Origin of the sequence: Bacteroides caecimuris (genome assembly GCF_001688725.2) — a bacterium.
Classification (GTDB): Bacteria; Bacteroidota; Bacteroidia; order Bacteroidales; family Bacteroidaceae; genus Bacteroides; species Bacteroides caecimuris.
Map to the genome: position 1 here is coordinate 4,517,962 of NZ_CP015401.2, position 22,959 is coordinate 4,540,920.

At 42.7% G+C, this 22,959-nt stretch carries 13 protein-coding genes; 1 reads left to right on the forward strand and 12 read right to left on the reverse strand.

Annotated features, from left to right (window positions below; all coding sequences use genetic code 11):
* Positions 1-27 precede the first annotated feature (27 nt).
* The 9 genes from A4V03_RS19410 to A4V03_RS19450 form a co-directional block, all read right to left on the reverse strand.
* Positions 28-3,537 carry an alpha-galactosidase gene (locus A4V03_RS19410; RefSeq protein WP_065540023.1) on the reverse strand — a complete coding sequence of 1,170 codons (3,510 nt, stop codon included), beginning with the start codon at positions 3,535-3,537 and terminating at the stop codon, positions 28-30.
* Positions 3,534-5,633 carry a glycoside hydrolase family 36 protein gene (locus A4V03_RS19415; protein ID WP_065540024.1) on the reverse strand — a complete coding sequence of 700 codons (2,100 nt, stop codon included), beginning with the start codon at positions 5,631-5,633 and terminating at the stop codon, positions 3,534-3,536. The genes A4V03_RS19410 and A4V03_RS19415 overlap by 4 nt, the downstream gene beginning before the upstream one ends.
* 12 nt (positions 5,634-5,645) lie before the next feature.
* Positions 5,646-6,800, reverse strand: a complete 1,155-nt coding sequence (locus tag A4V03_RS19420; protein WP_065540025.1) for an MFS transporter — start codon at positions 6,798-6,800, stop codon at positions 5,646-5,648.
* A 136-nt stretch (positions 6,801-6,936) separates the two neighbouring features.
* Positions 6,937-8,538 (reverse strand): glycoside hydrolase, encoded by a 1,602-nt coding sequence (locus A4V03_RS19425; protein WP_065540026.1) that lies wholly within the window; start codon positions 8,536-8,538, stop codon positions 6,937-6,939.
* A gap of 22 nt (positions 8,539-8,560) precedes the next feature.
* Positions 8,561-9,139, reverse strand: coding sequence for an SIS domain-containing protein (locus A4V03_RS19430; RefSeq protein WP_004310374.1), 579 nt, complete (start codon positions 9,137-9,139; stop codon positions 8,561-8,563).
* Between the two features lie 5 nt (positions 9,140-9,144).
* Positions 9,145-10,113: an ROK family protein gene (locus A4V03_RS19435; protein WP_065540027.1), complete on the reverse strand. Its 969-nt coding sequence runs from the start codon at positions 10,111-10,113 to the stop codon at positions 9,145-9,147.
* Between the two features lie 5 nt (positions 10,114-10,118).
* Entirely contained in the window at positions 10,119-12,521 is a 2,403-nt protein-coding gene (locus A4V03_RS19440; RefSeq protein ID WP_008998208.1) for a glycoside hydrolase family 2 protein, read from the reverse strand.
* A 122-nt stretch (positions 12,522-12,643) separates the two neighbouring features.
* Entirely contained in the window at positions 12,644-15,280 is a 2,637-nt protein-coding gene (locus A4V03_RS19445) for a family 78 glycoside hydrolase catalytic domain (protein ID WP_065540028.1), read from the reverse strand.
* 125 nt (positions 15,281-15,405) lie between these two features.
* On the reverse strand, positions 15,406-16,416 hold the full coding sequence (locus tag A4V03_RS19450) for a LacI family DNA-binding transcriptional regulator (RefSeq protein WP_065540029.1): 1,011 nt from the start codon (positions 16,414-16,416) through the stop codon (positions 15,406-15,408).
* 187 nt (positions 16,417-16,603) lie between these two features.
* Here A4V03_RS19450 and A4V03_RS19455 point away from each other — a divergent pair, with 187 nt between their 5' ends.
* Positions 16,604-17,245: a carbohydrate-binding family 9-like protein gene (locus A4V03_RS19455; protein ID WP_004310385.1), complete on the forward strand. Its 642-nt coding sequence runs from the start codon at positions 16,604-16,606 to the stop codon at positions 17,243-17,245.
* Between the two features lie 84 nt (positions 17,246-17,329).
* Here A4V03_RS19455 and lpxA read toward each other — a convergent pair whose 3' ends face one another.
* Genes lpxA through A4V03_RS19470 form a run of 3 tightly spaced genes read right to left on the reverse strand, consistent with a single transcriptional unit; the run spans position 17,330 to position 22,953 of the window.
* Positions 17,330-18,100 carry an acyl-ACP--UDP-N-acetylglucosamine O-acyltransferase gene (lpxA, locus tag A4V03_RS19460; protein ID WP_065540030.1) on the reverse strand — a complete coding sequence of 257 codons (771 nt, stop codon included), beginning with the start codon at positions 18,098-18,100 and terminating at the stop codon, positions 17,330-17,332.
* Positions 18,101-18,118: 18 nt separating this feature from the next.
* Complete coding sequence (locus A4V03_RS19465; protein WP_065540513.1) at positions 18,119-19,510, reverse strand: efflux transporter outer membrane subunit; 1,392 nt, start codon at positions 19,508-19,510, stop codon at positions 18,119-18,121.
* A gap of 11 nt (positions 19,511-19,521) precedes the next feature.
* The gene (locus A4V03_RS19470) at positions 19,522-22,953 is read right to left on the reverse strand and encodes an efflux RND transporter permease subunit (RefSeq protein WP_065540031.1); all 3,432 of its coding nucleotides are present in this window, start codon (positions 22,951-22,953) and stop codon (positions 19,522-19,524) included.
* Between the last annotated feature and the right edge of the window lie 6 nt (positions 22,954-22,959).

The window sequence follows — 22,959 nt, forward strand, 5'->3', positions numbered from 1 at the left end:
TGTTTAATGAATAAATAGAGTACATAGTTATTCTTGTTTTAAGACGATCACAGAATGAGCCGGAAGTAAACATAGAATTTTATCGTTCACTTTGAGAGGCTGGGCGTCCGGAGCCAACATTTGGTCTGTGGTAGGTAAACCGTCTTTGATATAACGGTAAACCTGATAATTCCCTTTGGTTTGCGTATGCTGGTTGATGAGGCTTATTGCTTTCTCCTGGTCCATTCCACTGGCGAAAACATATACCCATTTGCCATTTGTGTTTCGAACAGCAGTTCCTGCGTACCATTCTTCCGGTGTTGCTATCGGATAGATTTCAGCTCCCGGGCGTATGAAACGTGTCAACAGAGAATAGGCATAGTACTGTGGGCGTACCTCGTAATCACTTTTGATATCGTTGTAGTATGGTTCCGAAGCGTATGTTTTCTTTACATACTTCCATAAACCCAGTTGCTGCATTGCTCCGTAGTCTGCATCCTTACCATAGTATTGGTCTATCAGGCTCCAATAGCTAACACCGCTTGCTCCTGCATTGAGTAGATTGATGGCTATGCGTGTCATGAGTACTCCTCGTTCATACAAGTCGATATCTTTTTGTCTGGTGGCACCTACGCATTGATTACCTCCGAATTCACCGATGAAATGGGCTTTTCCAACTGAAGAGGCCAATTGAGAGTTTTGTTTTTCCCAATCCAGAATTGTGGAGTTCGGAGTTTCGTAGCCGAAGATATAGGTGTGGGAGTTGAATACGTCAGCAACGTTCGCCAGTCCTTTCGTGCAGGCTGCCAGATATTTATGCGTTCCTGTACCTCCGTCTGAATTGTCAGAAAGGCTGAAATGTACTTTATTTCGTATTCCATCCTCTTTGAAACGTCTGTCGAGTACTTTACACATTTCAATATAGTCGGCGGTGGGAGCAGCTTTACCTTTGATGATATATGACCAATCTGGTTCGTTGATCGGAGTAATCTCTTTGACGCACGTGTATTTTTTGTTGTTGAGCAGGTGTTGTACAAGTGCGGAAAAGTTCTCGCTCCATTCTTCATAGTTAGTCGGGGCTACTACCCAGTTACCATAATTCCCTTCGGCCAGGAAATGTCCCGGAGGGGCTCCCCAAAGTACAAGGGTGACTTCCATTTTCTGTTCTTGTGCCATATCCAATACTTTGTAGAGTGATTGCATTTCTACAGAGTTGAAAGTGAAATTATGCCAGTCGATTTTGGATGCATCCGGATTGTCATTCTTTGGCTCATACCATTGTGGCATCACCATCACCCGTAAGCTTTGCAGTCCCATTTCTTTGACACGTTTCACAACGATGCGCTCCCAGTCTTCAGCTTTAGCTCCATCATTGCGGGTCACATTTTGTGAGAGAAAGTGGGGATCTAGTTCTGCACCTATAGCACGGAGCTTTACACCGGTTTTCTTTCCTACAGAAAGTTTCTGTATAGCAGTTGTTGAACTTTGGTATTTGATTATCAGACTACTTTGCGGGTTATCCAGTGTCAGCGTGAAGCCGTTAGCCAGTTCTTTACCGGTTTTCTTTATAGCTTCTCCTGTATCTTTATTGGTGAGTATATAAGTGTGGTCAGGGTGTAGCCCTGATAAATTGACAGTATAGCTCTTGTCCGGATTGTCTTTGCGGCGGAAAGCTACGATGTATCCGCTGTCATCCGACGGACGATAAAGTTGGTATGCTAGCCAGATATTTTCCGAAGTAATGTTGTTTATTCCACTCAACGGATAGTAATCTTCATAGAAATAGGGGCGGAGTTCTTTGAACTCTGCCTGGCGGTCGCGCATATCATAGATGGATTGTCCAGCTTCGGTTATTTTCCAGTTGTAGATAATAGAGGTTCCGAGGCTGGAACGGAAAGTGAATTTATCGGCACTCACAGTTCCTGTACCATGCAGGGGAAGGTATAAGTTCAATCCGTAAGTATGGCATTGATAGCCGATTGGTTCTCCATAACTGTAATCTGTTCTCCACATCGGTGCACTGCGTGAGATACTTTCGAGGTCAATACGGCGTCCGCCACTGGCACAATTATCAACCAGCAAGCCCGGAAAGCGGTTCAGCAGATATTCCCAGAAAGAATAAAGTCCTTCAATGTATCGGATTTCGCAGATACCTTGTCTGCCAGGTTCATCATTGGCAGCCCAGAAACCTTCCGGCTCTATATTGAAATCCTGGCGGTAGTAGTCTATGCCATTTTCTTCGAGGAAGTCTCCGATATATTTACTCATCCATCGACATGCCTCCGGATTTCCGAGATTGAATAGATAAGAGTCGTGCTCACCATCTCTTGTCCAGTCTTCCTGTTTGGCTTTTCCTCTGGCATCCAACATCCATTGAGGGTGTTGCAGTGCCCAAGCTGAGCCTTTCATAACACGCTCCGGTTCAAACCATACCATGAACTTGGAACCAACTCTATGCACTTCGTCGGCGATGGGGCGTAATCCTTCGGGGAAACGAATAGAGTCGACGGTCCAGTTTCCTACGGTGTTCGCCCAATTCTTATGATTGGCTACATCTGCAGAGTGATTGTACCATCCGGCATCCAGCCAGAATACTTCGGGTACTAATTTGAATTGTTCATACCGTTTCACCATAGCAATGGCATAATCTGTAGTCAGGCAGGTATATTCATTACAGGGAGTAGGATCACCGTAGTTGAAACTGGTCGATATTGGATATACGGTCGGTTTACCACCTACTTTCCAAGTGTGGTGGGCTTGCACGAAACGGCGGAACTGGTTGTGTCCTTTCATCCGGTCGGAACCGTTCCAGAATGACAGGCATACACTGGAAGTGCGGATGCTCTCTTCCGGATACAGATAGGTTTTCAAACGTTCAATTCCGGAGGTAAGCGCTACGCTTTGCTGGTCTGCACAGCGCACATCGGCAAACCAGGTTCCTGTCCATCCGATGGCTACGATAACTCCTTGATTAGCCGGAGATTCAATATTGAAGAATGGCATACGCATTTGTGAAGAGCGTCCACCTTCCGGTCTCATATAAAGATTATCACCCGGAGACAAGATTGTAAGTTGCTGGCTGAAATCTGATTTGGATGCATGGCTGCCTTCGGAATGATGAAGGTTGAATACTCCCGGATGCTGGTAGCGGAATGTGATATCAGACACTTTTACGTTGGCAATCTCCGGTGTATTTTTCTTTCCTTGGTTGGTGAAACGGAGTACCCATTCCACCGTATTGAAGTCGGTAAAGCCTTTCACTTCACATTCTACTTTTAATCCTCCGGATGGTTCACGATAAGTATAAAGGTATTTCAGAACCTTGGGATCGTCACTTTTCTGACGCGTAGCCGTATAAGACCAGTTTTTGATAAATTCCTGTGAAGGTTTACCTTCATATTCGAAAGAGAAAGGAGGGACCACACCGCGGGCAAAGTGGGTGGTTATCCATTGGCTGGTGTTTACCGGGCGGTCGCTCATGCGGGCTACCGTCTGTCCTGTTCCATTATGAGGGAACAGAAGCAGAATGAATAGATAATATAGTATTCTTTTTTTCATTCTTTATTCGGTTTTTCGTTGGTAACTTTATATTTTAGTAATAAGGAACTATGTGGCTTTTCGAGGAACAGTGGCAACTGACTGGTCAGTTCTTTTCCCTGATAGATTTTGCTCTGTCGGCTATCCATGTCTGTCACTGTATAGTATTTTTCCGGATCCACTCCTGAAAGTCTGACGGTGATTTTTTTGTCTTTGGAGGCGGTTCTGCGGAAAGCAACGATAATACCACTGTCGTCCGACGGACGATGCATTTGATAGGCTAGCCAGATATTATCTCGCGTCATGTCTTCTGTACCCGTCAGTGGGTAATAATCTTCGTAATAGTAAGGTCTGATTTCGTGGAATTCTTTCAGACAACGTTGCATCTCGTAAACGGAGGCATTTTTATCGGTTATTTTCCAGTTATAAATCAAAGCTGTGCTGACGCTTGAGCGGAAAGAATACGGATCGGTCTGTAAACTACCTGTTCCATGTAAAGGTAGGAAGAAATTCAGGCCATACGTGTGACATTGGTAGCCGTCCGGATCGTCGTAATGATAATAATCACTCCTCCATAGTGGTGCGCTTCGGCCGATTGTTTCCCAGTCAATACGTCGTCCCCCACTGGCACAGTTGTCTATGAGCAGGTTCGGGAATCGGCTCAGCAGATAATCCCAGAAGTAGTATAGTCCTTCGATGTGTCGTATCTCTTTCATTCCTGTACGTCCGGGCTCATCGTTGGCTGCCCAGTAGATATCCGGCTGCATATTGAAATCCTGACGGTAATAGTCTATGCTGTTTTCTTCGAGCATATCGCCTATATATTTACTCATCCAGTGGCAGGCTTCCGGATTTCCCAGATCGAACAGTAGGTAGGTGTCATTGTTGTGTTCGGGAATGTCGAGCATCCAGTCGGGGTGTTCTACTGCCCATTGGGTACCACGGATGACACGCTCGGGTTCGAACCAGACCATGAATTTAGCTCCTACTTTGTGTATTTCGTCGGCTACAGGACGAAGTCCTTTGGGGAAGCGCAATGTATCTACAGTCCAGTTACCGGCTGTGTTGGCCCAGGTCTTGCCATGTTCGAAGTCTGCAGCATCGGTGTTCCATCCGGCATCCAGCCAGAATACTTCGGGCTTCAATCCGAACTGTATGTAACGTTTCACCATGGCAATGGCATAATCGGCTGTCAGGCATGAGTATTCCGTACAAGGTGCGGGGTCCCGATAGTTGAATCCGCTGGAAAGAGGATATTCGGCAAATTTTCCGTTGATTTTCCGTGACTTGTGTGCCAGGACAAAACGGCGGAATTTATTGTGTCCTGCCATCCGGTCGATATTTTCCCAAAACATCAGACTGATACTTGGGGTACGAATTGTTTCCTGTGGACGTAAGTATAATTTCATGGTTTTCATTCCCGAAGCCATGGATATTGTACGATTATCTTGTGCGCATACATCTGCATACCAGGTGCCCGACCAGCCTACTCCTAATATGACTCCCTGTCCGGCAGGTGATTCAATATTGAAGAAAGGAAGATAGTCCCCTTCTGAAGAGCGTCCTCCTTGTGGAGACATCTGTTTGGTTTCACCCGTTGTCAGAGTAACTGAACGTGGATGGAAATCATATTTGGAGATATGGTTTCCGTCTGCATAGTGTAACTTGAATTCTCCTTTAGAAGCGTATTGCATGGCAAGGTCTACTACTTTCACTTGTTCCAGAGTGGGAGAGTTGCTCGTACCTTTGTTGGTGAAGTTCAATACCCATTCGGCAGCTTGATAACTGGGATAGCCTTTTACGGTACATTCTACTTTCAGTTCGTTGGTAGGATTGTAGTAGGTAAAGAGATACTTTATCACATCCGCTTCTTCGGATTCTATCTTTTGCTGGGAATAGTCCCATTGGCGGATAAATTCTGCGGAAGGTTTCCCGTCACATATAAACGAGAACGGAGGTGTTTTTCCTTTAGCGAATTGTTTCTGAATCCATTTTTCGATTTCAGGAATGTGTTTGGAGATTTTAGCCGTCGTCTGCCCCACGGCTATGATGCTCCACACACTCATAATCAGTAATGAGAACAGGAATTTCGATTCGATTTTCTTGAAATGTTTCATTGGAATATAGGTTTATGTGTTTTTTACTTTTCTCATTATTCCGATCAGATAGCACCATACAATGGCAAGTACTATGATTGCAGATAACTGACTGTGGAATGAATCGGTAATTACTCCTAAAATAGGCGGGAGGACGGCACCGCCAGATACACCGACGATAAGAAGTGCAGATACTTCGTTCGCTTTCTCGGGAACACGTTTCAAAGACAGAGAGAAGATGATGGAAAACAGATTGGCATATCCTATCCCGAAAACTGCTACACATCCGAGGATAAACCAGAGATTAGTGCTAATGGTCATCAGTATCAATCCTGCGAGAGCTATCCAGACGCTATAAATATAGAATTTACTTTCTGAATATTTCATCAGTAGGATACCACCCAAAAAGGCTCCTACAGTGCGGGCGAAGAAATACACACTATTTCCCATTCCTGCATCTGTCAGTGGTAGATCACAACGTTCCATCAGGAATTTAGGGAAAGTCATATTGATACCTACGTCTACACCTACCAGCACGAGAATACCGATAAAGAAAGCAAGAATGTATTTGTCTTTGAATAATTCAAGAGTGACTTTGAAAGAAATGTTCTTCCGTTCCTGTTGTTTTTCTTGTATAGGGGTAAGCCATAGCCATATCAAAGCGAGCAGTGACAGTCCGGCATAAACGGGGAATATCATTTTCCATCCGAAAAAACTACCAGTCACCCAAGCTGCCAGGATAGGACCCAGGAATGAACTGACTGCTTTGACAAATTGTCCTAGGGTTAATGTACCTGTCAACTTATCGTTTGCAACGACATCCGTTACTAATGGGTTGAGTGAAACTTGCAATAGAGTGTTACCGATACCTATCAAGGCAAATGCGATTAATATGGCGGTAAAGTCATATGCAACGAGTGGAAGACACATAGCTAATACATGGAATGCGAAGCTAAGTAATACGGTTTTCTTGCGTCCGATGCGATTCATTAACATTCCGGTGGGAATAGAAAGCACCAGGAACCACAAGAAACAGGATAGAGAGATGAGATTAACCATCGTATCGGTGAGATGGCTGAAATCATTCTTCACATAGCTCGTGGTTATTCCGACAATGTCAACAAATCCCATAACGAAGAATCCGAACATGACGGAGAGCATTTTTACTATGGATATTTCTTTTTTCATTCGTGTACTTTTGATGATAAATTACTTGGTTGGTGGGCATATATATCCAGCACGGCGGATATATATGGCTAACATGGTGAATATATATGCCCAATACGGTGTATATATATCCCCACTAAATGGGGTGTATATACTTCTATTTTTGTACTAATACCCTGATTGATGAACGAGATAATTTAAGTTTTAGGTTATTCTCTTGCGTATTGACCGTTTCTGTTGATTCTATAAGATTATCACCTTCCGGTAGGCGTCCTTCCATATATTTGTAGACATTGTATTCTCCATTGGCACCTTCTTTATCATTTTCCAACTGTATCATCTTGTCTTTGTCTGTAGCGTTGGAAAGTACATACGTCCATTTTCCCTCTGTGTTGAGAAAAGCACTTCCGGCTATCAACTCGTCGCCGAGATCCAATGGATATACTTCGTCGCCCTGGCGGACAAAACGTGTCAACAGACTATATGCATAGTATTGAGGACGTACCTCGTAGTCTTCCTTGATTTTGGAATATACATCTGGGTCTTCGGTATAAGCGGATTTTAGATATTTCCATAAACCGAGTTGCTGCATTTCCGAATAGGAGGCATTGCGGTTATAATATTGATCGATCAGACTCCAGTAGCTTACTCCGCAAGCACCGGCATTCAGATAGTTCAGAGCAACGCGGATTAGCTGTACCCCTCGCGTATATGTGTCTATACCATATTGACGGGCACTTCCGTATCCAGGAAAACCGAATTCTCCAACAAAATGTCTTTTACCTCCTGCAGAAGCTATATTTTGACGTTCCCAATTTACGAGAGTCGAATTAGGGGTGTTGTAGTCAAACTTGTATACATGAGAGTTATACAGGTCGGCTTCATCGTTTGTGAAAGCGGAAACACAGGCAGCGATATATCCGGGTGTACCGTCTGTATTGTCAGAAAGGTTGAAGTGTACCTTACTGCGTATTCCATCTGCTTTAAACTTGGCATCCAGTGCTTTCACCATGGGGGCGTAGGTGTCCTGCCAACCCATGGTTTCAAAATCACCTTGCCACATGATGCGGCCGTAACCTGCTATATGACTGTCAGGTTCATTGAATGGAGTAATTTGATTGATACAGGTATAATGCTTTTCTTCAATCAGGTATTTCACCATTGTGGAGAAGTTTTCAGCAAATTCTTCATAGTTATCTATACCGGCAATCCAACCCGGATTAACGTTATAACTTCGTGCATCACACAAGAAATGCTTTTGACCATTGTTAATGCCTGATAGTAAGTCGATATTGGTAATGGCTCCCCATACGACTAATGTCACTCCGATATTATTCTCCTGGGCCATATCCAATACTTTGTATACAGATTGCATTTCTTCCGAATCAAAAGTGAATTTGCTCATATCCGCGACATTAGGATCGTTGTTGTCATTGGAGGGTTCCCACCATTGTGGCTGCATCATGATTCGGAATTGTTGTACTTTCATTTTCTTTACCCGTTGTACAACTATATTTTCCCAATCTTCAGCCTTTGAACCATCATTGCGGGTGATGTTTTGTGAGAAGAAGTGCGGATCCATCTCGACACCGATAGCATGAACCGGAGTTCCTGTTGAATTCCCTACCGCAACAGGATAATAGTTGCAAGCCGGGCAATCGTCATATTTGTTATAATCATCCGAGCAGGCGGACATTCCCCAAAGTGTGCAAACAATGCTCAATAGAGTTTTACTGATATGTGTCATTTTCATTGCCATATTGATTAAATTTAGTAGGTTATTATTCAAAGCCTAATTCTGCCTCAATTGCCTGAATCAGAATGTGGATAACTTTGATGTGAATTTCTTGTATTCTGTCAGAATGTGCTGCTCGTGGGGCGCAGACTGCAATGTCTGCCAGTCGTGACAGTTCATTCTCTCCTTTTGAAGTCAGCGCTATCACTTTCATTCCATTGTTGTGTGCTTGTACGGCAGCTTTCAGTATGTTCTCGGAATGTCCGCTTGTGCTGATGGCCAATAATACATCTCCCTTACATCCCATAGCTTCTACATAGCGGGAGAAGATCTCGTTGAACGAAAAATCATTTCCCACACAGGTCATGTAAGCCGGGTCATTGATTGCAATTGCCGGTAGCGGGATGCGGTTGTTGCGGTAACGTCCGGTTAGTTCTTCTGCAAAGTGGGTGGCGTCACATAAAGAACCTCCATTACCACAGCTGATAATCTTATTTCCGGCTTTTAATGCTTCGGCGCAGGTAGAGGCTGCCTGTGAAATAATCCCGACTGTTGTTGTTTCCTCAAGAAAGCTCTCCAACGTTTGCCGAGCCTCTTCCAGTGTTGTTTCAATAAGCTCTTTCATAATAGTTAATCGGTTAAGTTAGCGGCTACAGAAAGAGCTGCATAATCTCCTATCTGCTCTCCCAAGGCGGCTGGTTTCACTTTACATACTCTGTTTGCACAGGATAATGCTTCCTGATCGATTATCTTTTGCATGATGGGTTCCATCATATTTTTATTCCGGGTATAGATGCCACCTATCACAATGACTTCCGGATTCAAGATATCGATCACCATGGATAATCCTTTTCCCAGATAAATGGCAGACGTCTCATATATGCTTTGGGCTAATTTATCACCTTTGGCAGCTTCTTCAGCCACTTTTCGGGCAGTAAGCTGATCTAGTTCCTGTAAGGTACACCATTCAACTTTCTGTCCGGTCTGCAATTTCTCCATCACGTACATTTTGGAGAGTTGAGCAATACCTCCACCGCTGGCAAATCCCTCAAAAGAGCCCTTTTTACCGTAACCTATCGGACCGAAATCCGACAGGCGGATATGTCCCAGTTCTCCGGCATTGTCATTGGTGCCCGTATACAGTTTGCCATTTAATATTAATCCTGCTCCCAGTCCCGTACCGAATGTGAGAAAGACCATATTCTTAGTTCCTTTTCCTGCTCCGAACTTCCATTCGGCCAAAGCACAGGCATTGGCATCATTGTGTAGACTGGTTTTAATGCCCGTCTTTTCTTCCACCATTGCCACAATGGGGATGTTGTCCCATCCCGGTAGGTTAGGGGGAGACATCACGGTGCCTGTTTCACTGTTGAGAGGACCTCCGCAACAGATTCCAATCGCTTTTGTGTTAGTAGGGGTTAGCTGGTGGAGGTTCATCATCTTTTCGGTTTCACAGAGAATTCTGGCTATTGTTTCGTCGACTGTGGTCGTATCAAATTTCTTTTTGTCGATGATATGTAGCTCGTCGTTTTCTTTGATACCGTAGATGATGGCGCATTTGGTGCCTCCTACGTCAATTCCTAACAAGTTCTCTTTCATAACTATTATTTTTTAGCGTATAATCCGGTTTTTTGTAACAGCCGCTTGTATTCTTTCAGGTTGAAAGGTGCCTTGCCGTATAGGTAATGATTCATGAATTTCTGATTACCGATCTGGTATTGGATCAGATAGATTCCTTGACCGCTTTCTTCCGGTAGTGAGGCTATTCTGACCTTTTGATTGGCTGGAATACGGAAAGTGCTCTCATAGATTTTACGTCCCGAGGATGCATCTGTTACCGTTACATTACCACTTTGTACGTTGCGTGTGTCATTCGTTCCTATCAGTGGGTAATTTCCGCCTTCTGCATCATTGATTAGTACACAAACATCCTGTTGAACATTCTTGATGAAATAATATGCCATCTTCTTTGAATTGTAGTAGTCAACAATCGCATCAGAGATCACTGGCCATCCATCCCGCAGGTTCCACCAGACAATACCAGTCTTGTCGTCAAACTTCTTTCCACGCCACATTTCTATGAAATATTTCATAGCTTCTGCCTGTACGGATTGAGAAGCGAATATAAAATCATCCAGTTTGGAGGGAACTTCACCAAAAAGTAAACGTACCTGATTAATCATAAGATTATTGCGATCGAATGTCTTTCCCCATTCTGGGAATCTACGAACAGATTTGGTAACCCATTCATCATTCCATTCATGATTTTTTGTCCAGGGATATACGGCATCTTTTGTCATCATTTTCTGGAGACTTTCTAAATTAGGGCAGCCGTGATAGCCGATTTCACTGACAAAGCAGCAGGTAGCATCCGTATAGAATTTGTCTTTGTAATATCCTCTGGGACCCCATAAATGGTTTTCTGGTAAATATTGGTCAGCACTTCCTCTTTCATATACCGCTTGGCTGTAGTAAGGAGAGCTGGGAAGATAAGGGCGAGTAGGGTCAAACTCATAAATAACTGCCGGGAGGACCTTGCGGCTAACTACATCCTGATTTGGATTAATATTAAATGGTTGCAAAGACCAGCGCAGTGCACAATCGTCTTCATTATTTCCTGACCATAAAACGAGTGATGGATGATTGCGTAACTTGCATACAACGGAAATGGCCTCTTCTTCCAATGCTTGTGTAAATGAGCTGCGTTGAGGATAGAAAGTGCATCCCATCGTAAAATCCTGCCATACCATAATGCCGTTTTCATCGCATAAATTAAAGAAATGATGATCTTCATACACGTTGCCACCCCAACAACGTATCATATTGCAGTTTAATTCTACAGCCATGCGGATAGATTCGTCTACGAAAGAATGATCCCGGCTATGGAGTGCATCCATGGGTACCCAATTGGTTCCGTGAATAAAAATAGGTTCTCCATTGACTATGAAACAGAACTTACCCGGATGATCCGGTGGGAGGTTGATGTCTGTAATGTCTAGTTGAATCGTGCGGAGGCCTACCCGTTTATTATCTGTTGATAAAATAGTGCCGTCAGAATCTACTAACTCTACTTTTGCATCATATAAAGCCGGTTCTCCATATCCTCTTGGCCACCATAAATCAGCATTCTTGATTTCCATTATATATCGGAATGCTGGGGAAACGACAACAGAGCTTCCTTTATATATTTCTTTCCCATGGCGACTTAATGTATATACGGCTTTCACTTTGTCGAACTTTTCGAAAGGTAGTTTTACTTGTACATCAGTATACAAACGTACATTTCTGGTAGCAGTGTCTACATTGGCGACCATATAGTGAACATCTGTGAGACGTGCCGGATTCAATACGCGTAATTCTACATCTCTCCACAAACCTGCACTGACTAATCGTGGCAGAATGTCCCATCCATAGGTGTGCGGAGCTTTTCTGATGAATACGGATTCTTCAGACGGGAAGTTTCCAATACTGAATGTCCCTAACAGATGTTTTTGTCCTTCAATAACAGATGAACGGAGTATCACTTGGAGTTGATTGCTTTCTCCTGCTTTTATTTCTTTAGTTACATCAAAAGCATGTTCAATCATCATATTTTCTGCTTTGCCAATGTGCTTTCCATTCAGCCATATATCGGCCAGACAGTCTATTCCGGCAAAGAAGAGTTGATATTGTTGTCCTGGTTTTAGTTGTGGCGCTACGAATGATTTGGAATAACACCATTGATAGCCTTCCCATTTGCGTAATTCATTTACATTACTGCCAATCATCGGATCTTTAATTAAGTTGGCAGCCATTAGGTCTAGTTCTACATTACCGGGGACTTGGGCTGATAGATGTTTCACTTCAGCTAGTTGCATGTCCTTGGGCGAAGTTATAGGTTCTTCAGGTTGCATCCAATAAGAGAGTTCCCATGTTCCATTTAAGGAGATGGAACTACCGGAATCGGCAAAAACACCACTTGTACAAGTGAGAAATATCAAAAATAGCAGTGTACTGATTTTATTCATTGTTAATAGATTTGATTGATGGTGTGACAAAGTAACTAGTGTTATATTTTTATAGTATTACATAACGGTCTCATTTTTGCTTCTTTATATACCTCTATTAAACCTCCTTTCTTTTGTTTCAATTAAAATGTGAGTTGATGTTTTCCTGACCTTAAATCTATCTTTTTACCATTATATTCTACTGTTGCATTCGTATTGACTGGGATCGTGACTTTGAGAATCACTTGTTCTCCTTTACGTTCCCATTCAGAACGAATGATTCCGTTTACAGATTTATATTCTGCTTTTACCCAGTCAAGACCTTTTACGAAATGAGGTTGGATAAGAATATGTTTGAATCCGGGTTTCTGTTCATCATAATTAATGCCTGCCAATATATTGTACATCCATGCATTAATGTCTCCAAGAAACATGTGATTTACGGAGGCATCTCTAAATTCAGGTGAAAGTATCCATGTTTCTGCTAGTGTAGTGAAACCTTGTTTTATCCAATTGCCCCAAGATGGAGCTTCTTCTTGTGCGGCCATCTGATATGCCAAGTCAGCATATCCATATTTGGAAAGCATCCGCAGGACTGTTTTACTGCCTAAAACTCCAAAATCGAGCAGGTTTTTATTGGCTTTTATCATCGTAGAAAGATTATCTGCAACCTGCTGTTCGTATTCTTTAGGAACGATTCCAAGGTATAAGGCAACTCCTTGTGCTGCTTGCGAACCATTGGCATAAATAGCTTTGGATGTGTCGAAGTATTTGTGATTGATAAGCAATTTCAATTCTTCTGCTTTCTTAGCATAACTACTACCATCTTTTCCAATGAGTTCTGCAAATTTAGCCATATACAGATTGTCTAAATAATAATAGCAGGTAGTGGTGAATTCTGTAGGGGTTTGTGTTTTATGGAATACCCAGTCACCAATTCCGTAAGTTACGGTTCCTTCCGCGTCCTCGCGTCCTGCGAGGTAGGCAAGGTATTTGGTGCATACAGGCCATAGTTTTTCGATGCTTCTTGTATCTCCATAGTAGTGGTAAATTGCCATTGGCACGATAAACATGGCAGCATCCCATACAGGACCTATCCAGTCATCATAGCCCCATCCGGAACTAGGAATGATTCCCGATATACGTCCTTCTTCATTTTGATTATCAATCATATCATCCAGCCATTTTTCATAGAAAGTAATACCATCGAAGTTTAATAATCCTAAATCCATTGTTATGTGTGCATCGGCAGTCCATCCATTTTTCTCTCGTTGGGGACAGTCAGTCGGGATACTCATCAGATTTGATAAGTATGATTGATTAGCAGCTTTCCATATTTTATTTAATAGTTCATTTGAACAACAGAATTTACCAACAGGAGGAACAGCCGTATGTATGAATTGAGCGGTTAAGCTCTCTTTAGTAAGTTTTACAGGACGATCTGAACGAACTTCTACATATTGAAATCCATGATATGTAAAATCTGGAGTGAATGTACCTTGTTTTCCGTCCAATATATAAGTGTCTGTTTGAAAAGCGAGGCCAGGTAATGGTTTGTAGTAAATATCTAAGTTGCGCATTTCCAAGCGTCCGTTATCTTTTAGCAATTCGCCGTGTTGCATACTGACTTTAGTGCCTTTCTTGCCATTGATAGAAAGAGTACAGACCCCTGACATATTAACTCCAAAATCGTATACATAGACTGTATCACCAAAAGAACGCATATTGATTGGAGTGATAAATTGTTCCGTTTCAATAGCAGGCATGTTTTGTGATACTAGTAGGGGAGAAGGGGCAGCCACCTGAATTGCATTTGTCCATTTAGAGTCATCAAAACCCGGTTTGTCCCATCCGGCAATTGCAAGACATGCATCATAGGTATCACCACTATAAATATTGTTTTGTATATAAGGACCGGTACTCGTTTTCCAAGTAGAATCTGAATGGATGGTTTGCTTTTCTCCATTTTTATATAATATCTCCATTTCGCAGATCATTCTTGGGCGGTTACGCCAGCGAGCTTGCTCATAGCTCCATGTTGCTACAGGGGCCGATTCGTTGTAGAATCCGTTCCCAAGTATTGCAGATAGTACGTTCTCTCCTTTGAGCAGTTGTGAAGTGACGTCGTATGTGTTATACAGATTTCTTTTATCATAATGAGTAAAACCCGGATTGAGATGTGATGATGTTATTGATTTACCATTTAATGTCATTTTATAATATGCAGCGGCACTTACATATAATCTTGCTTGTTGTATATCATCTTGAGCGATAAACGACTTGCGCAACATGGGCGCTGACGTATAATCTTTATCATGATTATCAGTAATCCATACTCCTGTCCAGTCACTTTGGTTGAATTGAGCTGTTTCAAAACTGGATATAGGAGAGATAATCTTATGTTCCTTTGTTTTATCCCATGCTATTACTTGCCAGTAATAACGAGTTCTGGATTTCAATTTTTCTGATCCTTGATAGGTCGCATGAGGAGTGTCAGAGTAAATAGTGTCAGATTGCCAGCTATTATCGGATGAGTTTCTCAAATCTTGTTCCCGGGTGGCGATATATAGCTGATAGCTGTCTTGAGAAAACTCTGTTGCATCTTCATTATTGGTTGTGTAATTCCAAGTAAAACGCGGTGCTGGTGAATCAATGCCAATTGGAGAAATTTGATATTCACATCGCATATTTTCAATATCAATGTTGTTACTGCTGCATGCCCATACTAGAAGTCCTAATAGAGCCAGCATGTATTTTTCATTTTTAATTTGGAACTTCATAATTCTGTATCTTTATGTTAATAATTAGAGGGCTATTTTCTTTATTGTTACATTTGTTAATTTGATATCATTATTTATTTTCACTAAACCGGTTAAGTGATTGAAGAAAAAATGTAAAATCATGACTAGGGTAATGAACATGGCAGGACAAGTGTTTCTACTTCTCTTTTTTCGGTCGAATTTTCCAAGCGATATTTGATATCGCCAAGTAGAATCCTTACGGCATTCTTACCGATCTCTTCTATTGGCATTCTTGCGATGTTCATATTAGGTGCTAAGACACGGAATGCTGATACTCCATGAATACAAGCCAATTCATATCCTTTATTTATATTGATTCCTTTTTCATAAAAGTAACGGAATGCTTCTAGAGCCAAAATATGGGTTGTGAAGAAGAACCCATCTACATCAGGTACTTTGCTGAATATTTGATCAAGAGTCTTGAAAACATTCTTCTCATAATCAACAAAGGTCACCTCTCCATATAGATCAGGATCAACGGGTAGGTTGGCTTCAATTAAAGCTCTTGCATACCCTTCTCGTCTCATATTCATTGTGCGGAGATGAGGATTCGTGGTAATAATAGCTATTTTAGATGAACCGTTATTGATCATTTTCTTTACTAACTCGTAGCTACTGCCTTCATTGTCAATAATGATGTAGTTTGTCTGCATCTCAGGAAAGTAGCGGTCAAATAAGACTAATGGATAGCCTTCTTTGACTAGATTCTGTATTTCAATTTTAGAAACTTTTGTGGGGGCTACTATAATTCCATCCACCTGTTTCGCTTTGAATAACCGGATCATTCTGTTTTCTCTTTCTATTTCAGATTCAGAGCTACAAATCATTAATGAATAGCCTTGTGTTTCCGCTTCCTTTTCTATAGAACGGGCAACTTTGGAGTAAAAAGAGTCTGTAATATCCGGTATGATTAATCCGATTGTGCCTGATATACCCGTATTTAGGCTTCTGGCTAATAAATTAGGCTGGTAATTCAACTGTTTGGCGCATTGAAAGACTTTTTCTTGTGTAGCAAGACTAATACCTTTTTCATCCCCCTTACCAGAAAGTACCCAAGAGATTGTTGTCTTGGATAATTTTAAGGTTTCTGCTATGTCTTTAAGGGATGTTTTCATAAACAGTATCTATTTAATCGGTTAAGTGATGGCAAATATATGAAAAAATATCTCATTATATAATAGTTGAGCAATATTTAACTAAATATTATTTTTTGATATAATAATTTGCAATTTAAAAATAACATAGAAATAAGGTGTAAACCAAAGAAAGTAACTATATTTGTATCATTCAAACGAAAGATATATGAAAGTAAAGAAAATTAGTGCGGCTAACGTGGAGGCTTGTTCGCTTCCTAAACTATTCGATGAAGAAAAAATAGATTTTCAGTCGATTCAGTGTGTCAATTGGGCTGAATATCCTTACAAACCTAAAGTGAATTTTCGAATTGCTCACACACAGAACTCGATTTTGCTACATTTTAAAGTGAAAGAGGAGAGTGTACGTGCCAAGTATGGAAAAGATAACGGTTCTGTATGGACTGACTCCTGCGTGGAATTCTTTTCCATACCTGCAGGTGACGGGATCTATTATAATATAGAATGCAATTGCATCGGAACTATTCTGGTGGGTGCCGGACCTGTGCGTAACAACCGCGAACATGCACCGAAAGAGGTGACTGCTCTTGTACAACGCTGGTCTAGTCTGGGTAATCAGCCTTTTGCTGAACGCATCGGTGAAACGGACTGGGAAGTGGCCCTTATTATTCCGTATTCTGTGTTCTTTAAGCACCAGATTGATTCGCTCGACGGAAAGGAGATAAAAGCTAATTTCTATAAATGTGGCGATGAATTGCAGACCCCTCATTTCCTTTCATGGAATCCGATACAGATTGAACAGCCGGATTTCCACCGCCCTGATTTCTTCGGAACGTTGGAGTTTGAATAGTGAATTGAATCTTTGAATTTGAATATAAAAAAGAAGGTTGATACTTGAAAAAGTATCAACCTTCTTTATATGGACTCACTTTGTTTATTTCACAATCCCTCTTTCCGAGTTCTTCACGAAATTTACAATATTCTCGATCTCCTCACTCATAGGAACCTGATCGATGATCTTCTGTACAGCATCCTGAACGCTAAAATTACCCTGATAAATCAAACGGTATGCGTTGGCGATGTGACGGAGGACTCTTTCCGATGTATTGCGATGTTGCGAGAGAACCACAGCATTTACACCGTGATATGCCACCGGATTTCCTGACATGATAACGTATGGAGGCACATCCTTAGATATACGGCATCCACTTTGTACCAGTGTCCAGCTACCTATATGACAATATTGGTGTAAGGTGACATTGCCACTTAGGATAGCGCAATCATCTAACGTACATTCTCCTGCAATAGTGGTGCCAATACCTACCACACAGTTATTGTTAATTTGTACGTCATGGCAAAGATGTACTTTATCCATCAGGTAGTTCCCGTTTCCGATTTTGGTAGCATTGCCGGCAAATGTAGCGCGGCTGATTACTACATTCTCACGAATATCGTTATTATCTCCGATAATCAAGCTGCTTTCTTCTCCAGTATAGTGGAAATCTTGCGGTTCCGCTCCGAGGACAGCATTCTGATGTACCTTGTTTCCTTTTCCCATTTTAGTACCTTGCAGGATACTAGCGTAAGACATGATGACGCAGTCATCCCCGATCTCTACATTCTTTTCAATGTAGGCAAAAGGCTGAACGGTTACATTCTTGCCCAGCTTTGCTTCGGGATCTACATAAGCTAACGGACTAATCATAATAGTATATGTTTAAAGTTATTCTTCTCTTCCACCACCCAGTGCCTGGTAAAGGCTTACTACGGCCTGCATCCGGTCAAAGCAATCAGAAACCTGTGAGATTTGTGCGCTCAAGTAAGCCTGCTGTGCAGACAATACTTCCAGGTAGGTTGAAGTCCCTAAGTTAAACAATTCTTTTGTGTCTTCCGAGGCTTTCTTAGCAGATTCTACTTGCATTTGACGTGACTCTACCTTTTCACTTGTCTTTTGGTATAAACTTAGCGCATTGCTGACTTCACTTCCGGCGTTTAAAAGTGTTTGCTGGAAGGAAAGTTTAGCTTGTTCTTCCTGTGCTTTTGCAGCTTTCAGCCGGGCTATATTCTGCCCCCGGTAGAATAGAGGCTGCGTAAGTGAACCAATGGCAGAAGCCAACAACTTACCCGGATTTATAATCGCACTTCCGGCGCTGTTTGTCCATCCCGCAGAGCCGCTAAGCGTGATTTGCGGATAGAATGCAGCACGTGCCGAATTTGTATTGTAATAGCAACTTGCCAATGACATTTCGGCTGCTTTCACGTCCGGGCGGTTGGATAGCAATTGAATAGGTATACCTGCGGAAAGTTCCGTCGGAAGTACTTGTGCTTCCAATACACCACGTTTGATGGCGTGGGGAGCTTCTCCGAGGAAAGTGGACAGGGCATTTTCTGTTTCACGGATGCTTTGTTCAATGTCGGGAATAGTGGCAAGTACTTGCGCATAGGCAGCCTTGCTCTGTTCTACGCTTGCCGAATTGATATTGTACATAGCAGAATTTTTCATTGCTTCCATTGTCTCGGCATTCTTTTTCAGAATTTCAGCCGTGGCTTTGGTTATTTCCAGTTGGCGGTCCAACATCATTAATGTATAATACATATTGGCGATGTTAGAGACAACTTGTGTTTGTACTGCCTGGCGGTAAGCTTTCATTTGCTTCAGTGTAACTTGCGCATTTCGTTTCGAGTTTAGTAACTGGCCGAATAAATCGACTTGCCAGCTAGCTGTAACAGGCAGTGAGTAAGTTTTTGTAGCTGCATTCTTGTCAAAGCTGCTGATCGTTCCTTGCGGAGACAATCCTAATGACGGGGCATAAGCCAGGCGTGCCGACATGAGGGACGCTTCTGCGGCTTTCACATTTTGAGCAGCGGACAAGAGGTTGGTGTTTTGTTTCAGTCCCGTTTCGATGAGAGACTGGAGTTGCGGGTCGGTGAAGACTTCCTTCCACGGCAGATTGCCGAAATTAGTTGTATCCGAGGCCAGCGTATCGTTCTCCGCAACCGGATCGCGATACAGGCCGGAAGTGGTGATGTTTTCGGGTCTGTCATACGACTTATAGATGTGGCAGCTGCTCAAGAGAGCAGTTGCGCACAACATATATAGAATCTGTTTCTTCATATCGAATTTCATTATTTAGCGTATTGTTCAATCTCTGTTACGGCATCTGTATTGTCGATATCTTCCCATTCCATCGGTTTAACCTTCTCTTGCAGATACTGGAAGATGACAAACAAGACAGGAACGATGAAAATCTGGCAAATCATACCGATTAACATACCACCGATAGAAGCTGTACCCAGTGTACGGTTACCGTGGGCACCTACACCAAAGGCAAACATCAATGGAAGCAAGCCGACTACCATAGCCAATGATGTCATCAAAATCGGGCGGAGACGGGCACCGGCACCCAATACAGCTGCCCAAGTGATGCTCATACCCATTTTGCGACGGTCGAGGGCGAACTCTACAATCAAGATGGCATTCTTTGCCAACAGACCCATCAACATGATTAACGCGATCTGCATATAGATATTATTGGACATCGTACCCAGAATCATCTTCAATGCCGAAATATTACCGATAGCACTTACACCGTTCACAAACAGGAAACTGCCTAACAGACCGAACGGAACGGATAACAATACAGCCAGCGGAAGAATGTAACTTTCGTACTGTGCACTCAACAATAAATAAACGAATACGAAACAGAGCACAAAAATCAGTCCGGTAGCACTTCCGCTACTTTGAGCCTCTTCACGCGCCATACCTCCTAATTCATACGTATAACCGGTAGGCAGGTTTTCTTGGGCAACCTCAGCAAGGGCAGTCAATGCCTGACCGGATGTATAACCGCTTGCCGGAGCTACCATTACTTTCATAGAGGTATAAAGGTTGAAACGGCTGATAATATCCGGACCATATACTTTCTCCACAGAGATGAACTGGGCAATCGGGGCCATCTCACCTGCACTATTACGCACCTTGATATTCTTCAAAGACTCCAAGTTTTTGCGTGACAATGGATCTGACTGAATCATAACACGATACATCTTACCGAAACGGTTGAAGTTGGATGCATACAAACCTCCGTAATATCCTTGCATGGTAGTGAGGATATCGCTCGGGCTGATACCTGCTTTTTTACAAGCTGCTGCATCGATGTCGATCATGTATTGCGGGAAATTCGGGTTGAAGGAAGTCTTTGCCGAATTGATTTCCGGACGTGCTTCCAGTGCTGCCGTGTAATCATTAACCACATCAAAGAATTTGTTCAGGTCACCACCAGTCTTATCTTGCATATTTACCTCAATATCCGTAGACGCCGAATAACCCGGGATCATAGGAGGAGCGAAGAACAATACCTGTGCTTCTTTGATAATCTTCTGTGCACGCATATATAAGGAACCGACTACAACGTCTGAATTCTGTATCATGGAACGTTCGTCCCAGTTTTTCAGTTTGATGATGAAAGAGCCGTATGACGGTCCCTGGCCACCGATAAAGCTGAATCCGGAAATCATGGTACGTGACAATACCGCAGGATCGGAAGCGATCAGACTATCTACACGTGCCAGGATTTTTTCAGAACGGTCTTGGGAAGTACCCGGAGGCAATGTTACTGCTCCCATCAGCGTTCCGGTATCTTCATTAGGCACCATACCTGTCGGAGTGGTGTTCATGAAGAATACAAGTATCGCAATGGAAGCGACAACTAATCCCATAGACAACCATTTCTTCTGGATAAAGAACAGTACTCTTTTCTTATAACGTTTCAGAATTGATTCGTATGTATCGTTGAATTTGTTTTTAAACTTCTTCGTACTCATTCCGATCAGTGCCAGAATACTAAGCACTACGAAAATTGCAGTAACTATCGGATTGATACTGAACAAACCAAAGATCATGCCGAGAATGGCAATAAGTGTGAAAGTAAGTGTAATTCCCGGATGCAACATCTTTCCGATAGCCTCGGTATATCTATTGATCATGGTTGTATGGGCTGCCGTATAGGCTACTTTCATACGTTCTTTTAATGTGGAGTCTTCCGTTGTTCCGTCTTCTTTTTTGTGAGGTTTCAGAAGAACGGCGCACAAAGCCGGACTCAATGTCAATGCGTTCAATGCGGATAGACCGATAGAGATTGCCATAGTCATACCGAACTGACGATAGAATGTTCCTGCTGTACCTCCCATGAAACTTACCGGAACGAATACGGCCATCATGACCAACGTAATAGATACGATAGCACCGCCCAATTCATTCATGGCATCGATAGAAGCCAGACGGGCAGATGTATAACCTTGGTCAAGCTTGGCATGCACACCCTCGACGACGACAATCGCATCGTCGACGACAATCGCAATAGCAAGCACGAGCGCACATAACGTCAACAAGTTCAAACTGAATCCTACCAGAGATAGGATGAAGAAAGTACCGATCAACGCTACCGGAATAGCAATAGTCGGGATCAAGGTAGAACGCAAATCCTGCAAAAAGATATACACTACGATAAACACCAGGATAAATGCTTCGAACAACGTCTTCAACACCTCATGGATAGAGGCGAAGAGGAAGTCGTTGGCATTCATGGAGATGTTCAGCTTCAATCCGGCAGGTAACGTTTTGGAAGCTTCGTCCAACAGTGCTTCAATATCACTGATGGTTTGTGTCGCATTGGTTCCTGCCATTTGGTACACAATACAAGTTACAGCCTTATGACCGTTTACACGGTTGGTAAAGTTATATCCCAAACGGTCCATCTGGACTTCGGCTATATCTTTCAGACGGAGCACTTCACCGTCAGGCAGAGATTTGATTACGATGTTTTCAAACTCTTCAGGCTGTTGCAGACGTCCTTTATAGCGGATGGTGTATTGGAAAGTCTGGTTACTGCGTTCGCCAAACTGTCCCGGAGCAGCTTCCACGTTCTGTTCTGCCAGAGCTGCGGATACATCGCTCGGGATGAGTTGGTATTGTGCCATTACATCTGGTCGTAACCAGATACGCATAGAATAATCCTGTCCCATCACAGAGGCGTCACCAACACCCGGCACACGTTGTACTTGTGGGATTAGATTGATTTTAGCGTAGTTCTCAATAAACGATTCGCTGTATGTGTCTGTTTCATCGTAGAGAGAGAATACTACCAGCATAGAAGTCTGGCGTTTTTGAGTGGTTACACCGACTCTGGTTACTTCGGCCGGCAACAGACCTTGTGCCATAGAAACACGGTTTTGTACATTGACCGCTGCCATGTCCGGGTCTGTTCCTTGTTTAAAGTAGATGGATATTTCACCAGAACCCGTGTTGGAAGCGGTTGAGGTCATATACATCATGTTTTCTACACCGTTGATTTGTTCCTCTAGCGGAGCAATCACGGAATTCAATACGGTCGATGCACTGGCTCCCGTATAGGTGGCTCTTACCGAAACGGTAGGAGGCGCGATGTCCGGATACTGCGTGATAGGCAGTGTTGCCAATCCGATAGCCCCCAGGATGACTATCAGGATAGAAATAACGGTTGATAGTACCGGACGGTTAATAAATCTATCTAATTTCATAATGAT

Coding starts and splice junctions, on each gene's coding strand:
- A4V03_RS19465 (WP_065540513.1), bottom strand. CDS start 19,510: ATGAAGAAACAGATTCTATATATGTTGTGCGCAACTGCTCTCTTGAGC.
- A4V03_RS19445 (WP_065540028.1), bottom strand. CDS start 15,280: ATGAAGTTCCAAATTAAAAATGAAAAATACATGCTGGCTCTATTAGGA.
- A4V03_RS19455 (WP_004310385.1), top strand. CDS start 16,604: ATGAAAGTAAAGAAAATTAGTGCGGCTAACGTGGAGGCTTGTTCGCTT.
- A4V03_RS19450 (WP_065540029.1), bottom strand. CDS start 16,416: ATGAAAACATCCCTTAAAGACATAGCAGAAACCTTAAAATTATCCAAG.
- A4V03_RS19470 (WP_065540031.1), bottom strand. CDS start 22,953: ATGAAATTAGATAGATTTATTAACCGTCCGGTACTATCAACCGTTATT.
- A4V03_RS19420 (WP_065540025.1), bottom strand. CDS start 6,800: ATGAAAAAAGAAATATCCATAGTAAAAATGCTCTCCGTCATGTTCGGA.
- A4V03_RS19440 (WP_008998208.1), bottom strand. CDS start 12,521: ATGAATAAAATCAGTACACTGCTATTTTTGATATTTCTCACTTGTACA.
- A4V03_RS19435 (WP_065540027.1), bottom strand. CDS start 10,113: ATGAAAGAGAACTTGTTAGGAATTGACGTAGGAGGCACCAAATGCGCC.
- A4V03_RS19425 (WP_065540026.1), bottom strand. CDS start 8,538: ATGGCAATGAAAATGACACATATCAGTAAAACTCTATTGAGCATTGTT.
- A4V03_RS19415 (WP_065540024.1), bottom strand. CDS start 5,633: ATGAAACATTTCAAGAAAATCGAATCGAAATTCCTGTTCTCATTACTG.
- A4V03_RS19410 (WP_065540023.1), bottom strand. CDS start 3,537: ATGAAAAAAAGAATACTATATTATCTATTCATTCTGCTTCTGTTCCCT.
- A4V03_RS19430 (WP_004310374.1), bottom strand. CDS start 9,139: ATGAAAGAGCTTATTGAAACAACACTGGAAGAGGCTCGGCAAACGTTG.
- lpxA (WP_065540030.1), bottom strand. CDS start 18,100: ATGATTAGTCCGTTAGCTTATGTAGATCCCGAAGCAAAGCTGGGCAAG.